3 protein-coding genes are annotated in these 4,217 nt (G+C 75.4%); 1 reads left to right on the top strand and 2 read right to left on the bottom strand.

Going from position 1 to position 4,217, the window contains the following annotated elements:
• Positions 1 to 257 precede the first annotated feature (257 nt).
• Complete coding sequence (locus tag WD250_09135; protein ID MEX2620372.1) at positions 258 to 1,472, top strand: helix-turn-helix domain-containing protein; 1,215 nt, start codon at positions 258 to 260, stop codon at positions 1,470 to 1,472.
• Between the two features lie 7 nt (positions 1,473 to 1,479).
• On the opposite strand, the gene WD250_09130 is transcribed toward WD250_09135, so the two are convergent.
• Positions 1,480 to 2,637: a DNA-processing protein DprA gene (locus tag WD250_09130; protein MEX2620371.1), complete on the bottom strand. Its 1,158-nt coding sequence runs from the start codon at positions 2,635 to 2,637 to the stop codon at positions 1,480 to 1,482.
• A partial coding sequence (locus WD250_09125) for a YifB family Mg chelatase-like AAA ATPase (protein MEX2620370.1) occupies positions 2,634 to 4,217 on the bottom strand: 1,584 nt, incomplete at its 5' end. The genes WD250_09125 and WD250_09130, both read right to left, overlap by 4 nt.

Below are 4,217 nucleotides of genomic sequence, written 5' to 3'. Positions count from 1 at the left end.
GCCGGCTTCAAGATTCCGCCGTCTCCCACGGCCCTTTCGAGAGTGGGGCTCCCGAAGGTTCCCGTGGGAGGCGGCGGTCTTAACCAGAGGCGGCGGACCGCAACGCGGAACCCGTAGACCCACGGCATCTGCCGTGGGTCTCGCCCGTTTTCGGCCGGTATGCCCCGCGGCCACCACGGGAAATGCACTCACGCCGCGGCACGACCGGTCATACTCGCCACGAGGTTGCCGGGTGCCTGAGTGAGGGGAGGCGGGTCGTGGCCGAGACGCCGACTGATGTGCAGGATCTCTTCGACGAGCTCACCGGCGGCCTGCAGTCCGGTGACAACGTGGTCCTGCAGACCGATCACGACAGCGACGGCGACCTGGTGCTCGCCGCCGCGCTACAGTCGATGCCCGACCGGGCTCCCCTGGTGTACATCAGCTTCCGCCTGTCACCGGCCGAGGTGCACCGGCGGTTCGCCGCCGGCTGGGACCCGGAACGCTTCCTCCTGGTCGACTGCGGCCCGTCGGATGCCCAAGCCGAGCCCGCCCCCGACGACGTGCTGGTGCGCCACCTGCAGGATGCGACGCCCGACGGGGTCCGCTCGACCGTCCACGCGGTCACACGGGAGTTCGACACCGGCGCCACCTACGTCTTCGACGGGCTGACCGGTATGCAGGAGCGCTGGGGCCCCGACGAGGCGCTGTCACTGTTCCTGTGGGCCTGTCCGAAGCTCTACGAGGAGCGCACGATCGCCTACTGGACGCTGCAGCGGCCGGCCCACACGCCGGCATTCCGGTCGCGCCTGGCGCAGGTCACCCAGGTGGTGATCAACCTGGGTCACGACGGCGACCGCCGCTGGATGGAGCTGGGCAAGGCCCACGGGCGCCCAGCCGACCTGGTGGGCGCCCGAGTCGAGTACCGGGCCGACGGCCAGGGAGTCTGCCTCCTCGACCGCATCCCCGCCACGCGCCATCGGGTCGGCAGGCTCATCAAGCAGCAGCGACTCTGCTCGGGCCTGTCCCAGTCCGAGCTCGCCCGCCGTGTCGGCATCAGCCCGAGCGCCCTGTCGCAGACCGAGCGGGGCCACCACGGCGTCTCCGGTGACGTGCTCCTGCGCGTGTGGGAAGCCCTGGGGGTGTCCTTGAGCACGCTGCAGACGGGGCCGGCGACCCATGAGGTGTTCCCCCGCAGCGGCCGGACCTTCGGCGAGCTGCACCCGGGTGTGATCGCGGAGACCATCGTGCAGTCCCCGTCGGTGACCGCGCATCTGATCGTCTGGGAGCCCGGCGCGTCCGGCCACCGACCGCTGTTCGCCACCAAGCGCCTGGAGTTCGTCGTGGTGCTCGAAGGCGTGCTGCAGCTGTCCATCGGCCAGAGCGAGGAGACCCTCCAGCAAGGTGACGCCATCCTCGTGCGCGAGCCGGTCCGCGCGTGGCGCAATCCGGCCCACGAGACGGCGCGCGCGGCCTGGACCCTACTGGCCTGACCCACCCTCACCGCGGGGGCGCCGCCACGACCCCGCGGGGCGTCACCACGGCCAGCCCCCGGGCCGTGAGGTCCCCCAGCGCCGCCAGCACGGCTCCAGCCGGCTGGCCAGTGGCGCCGGCCAGGCGGTCAACGCTGGCCGGCGTCCCACCGAGCAGGGTGAGGATCCCGTGCGCCACAGGGTCCAGGCCGGCCTGGCCGGGCGGCACGGTCGCAGGACCCCCAGGGTGCCCGGCGGCGGGCACCGTGGCGGTCGGCAGGGCGTCGAGCACCTCGAGGACCTCGTCGAGGCGGGTGAGCGGGCGGACGCCGTCGCGGATGAGGTCCAGGGGTGCGCGGCTGGCCGGGGAGTGCAGGGATCCCGGCACGGCCAGCACCTCTCGTCCCTGCGCGGCGGCCAGCCGCGCGGTCTGCAGGGCCCCGCTGCGGGCCCGGCCCTCCACCACGACCGTGATCTCGGCCAGGCCCGAGATGATCCGGTTCCGCCACAGGAAGTGCTTCGGGTACGGCCGGACGCCCGGACCGTACTCGGTGGCCAGGCCGCCCGCCCCGGCCACCGCGTCGCGCAGCGGGCCGTCGCGAGCGGGATAGTCCACGTCCAGGCCCGTGCCCAGGACAGCCACGGTGGGGCCCCCGACGTCGAGCGCACCCCGGTGCGCTGCCTGGTCGATCCCTCGGGCCATGCCCGACACCACCACCACCCCCCGCCCGGCGAGAAGCCGGCCGAGCGCGCGGGCGGTCTCCAGCCCGTCGAGGGTCGGCTGGCGGGTGCCGACCACGGCGACGGCCCCGCCGCCGGCTGGCAGCCTGCCCGTCCCGCTGCGCAGGAGCAGCCACAGCGGCGCCCCGAGCTCGGGCCATGCCGAATCCAGGCGCGTCGGGTAGCCCGGCTCCCCGACGACCGTGACCGCGGTGCGCGTGTCGATCAGGCGGCACGCGAGCCGCTCGACGTCGGCGGGCGCGGGCAGCCGACCGGCGCCGCAGCCCTCCAGATCCTCCACGACGGCGACCGCGTCGGTCGGCTGACCCGCGTCCAGGCGCGCCGCCACGACGCGGCGCACCCGGTCGGGATGGGCCCACGGCGCAGCGACGAGACGCACCACGCGGGCGACCAGGGCGGGGTCCGCGCCGCTCGACAGGGCTGCCGCCCACGCAGGGACGCTCATGCGGGCGCCCCTTCGGCCAGCCGCCCCGCCGTGCGCAGGGCAAGGCGGTGGGCATGGGCCTCGAGCGCGTGGGATCGGCCGACGACCTCGGCGCCGTCGAGGTCGGCGCAGGTCCGTGCCACCCGCAGCACCCGGTCGTAGCCGCGACCGGTCAGCTCCCCGCGCTCCACGGCCCCGGCGAGGACGCGCAGCGCCTCAGGTCGGGTGACCGACCGCAGCTGGCTCGCCGGCGCCTCGGCGTTCACCGCCCCTTGCCCCCACCGGTCGGCGGCACCCGACCGCGCGGCACGCACGCGGCTCGCCACCGCGCTGCTGGACTCCCCCGGAGGCCCTGCCAGCAGATCAGCGGCGGCGAGCGGCGCGACGGTCGGCGCGAGGTCCAGGCGGTCGGCGAGGGGCCCCGACAGCTTGGCCCGGTACGACACGATCGCCTCGTCGGCGCACCTGCAGTGCGGCCCGCCTCCACAGGGACAGGGGTTGGCGGCGCACACCAGCTGGAACCGGGCCGGGTAGGTGACCGTCGCCCGTGACCGGGCCACCCGGATGACGCCTTCCTCCAGGGGTTCGCGCAGTCCCTCGAGGACGGCGCGGGCCCACTCGAACAGCTCGTCCAGGAAGAGCACGCCGCGGTGCGCCAGCGACGCGGCACCGGGGACCGCCACCCCGCTCCCGCCGCCGAGCAACGCGGGCGCCGAAACGCCGTGGTGGGGTGCCTGGAAGGGCGGCACCGTGTCCAGGGCGGTGACCGACTCGGCGGCGAACCGCCCAGCCACCGACCGGATCGTGGCGAGCTCCATCGCGTGGGTATGCGTGAGCGGCGGCAGGATGCCGGGCAGGCGGCGGGCGAGCATGGACTTGCCGCATCCGGGCGGGCCGATCAGCAGGAGATGGTGCCCACCCGCGGCGGCGATCTCCAGCGCCCTGCGCGCCTCCGCCTGCCCGCGCACGTCGGCGAGGTCCGGCGCGCCAGGCGTCACGGCCGGCGCCTGCGGGTCGGGCGTGGGCCGTCGCCCCCGCTCGCCCCGCAAGACGGCCACCGCCTCCCCGAGGTCGGCGACCGGCACGATCTCCAACCCCTCGACCAGGGCCGCCTCAGCGGCGTTGCCGTCGGGCAGCAAGACCGTTCGCACGCCGGTGCCCGGTAGCGCCCCCACCGCGGGCAGGACCCCGGGGACCGGGCGAACGGTGGCATCGAGTCCGAGCTCGCCGAGCACGGCGACCTCGTCGAGGGCCGTGGACGGGACCGTCCCCACCGCCACGAGCACCGCCAGCGCCATCCCGAGGTCGAACCGGGCGCCGGCCTTGGGCACCTCGGCCGGGGCCAACGCCAGCAGCACCTTGCGCGCGCCCGGCAGCAGCTCCGCGGCCAAGAGGGCGGTGCGCACCCGGTGCACCGCCTCCCGTGCCGCCGAGCCCGACGAGCCGATGACCGTCAGACCGGGTAGGCCGCTGCCGACATGGGCCTCGATCGTCACGGCCACCGCCTCCAAGCCGACGACAGCGACGCTGCGCGTGCGCCCCAGCAGCCCCCCGGCCACGGCTAGCAGACCTCCCGCAGGTGGATCACCCTGGCGCGGGGG

This window comes from Egibacteraceae bacterium (genome assembly GCA_040905805.1).
Taxonomy (GTDB): domain Bacteria; phylum Actinomycetota; class Nitriliruptoria; order Euzebyales; family Egibacteraceae; genus DATLGH01.
Note: the sequence above shows the minus strand (reverse complement) of the source record. Positions and strands in the feature narration are given on the sequence as shown.

What these genes read in the sequence shown, in the direction of transcription:
- WD250_09130 (MEX2620371.1), bottom strand. Translation starts at nt 2,637, where the DNA reads ATGAGCGTCCCTGCGTGGGCGGCAGCCCTGTCGAGCGGCGCGGACCCC.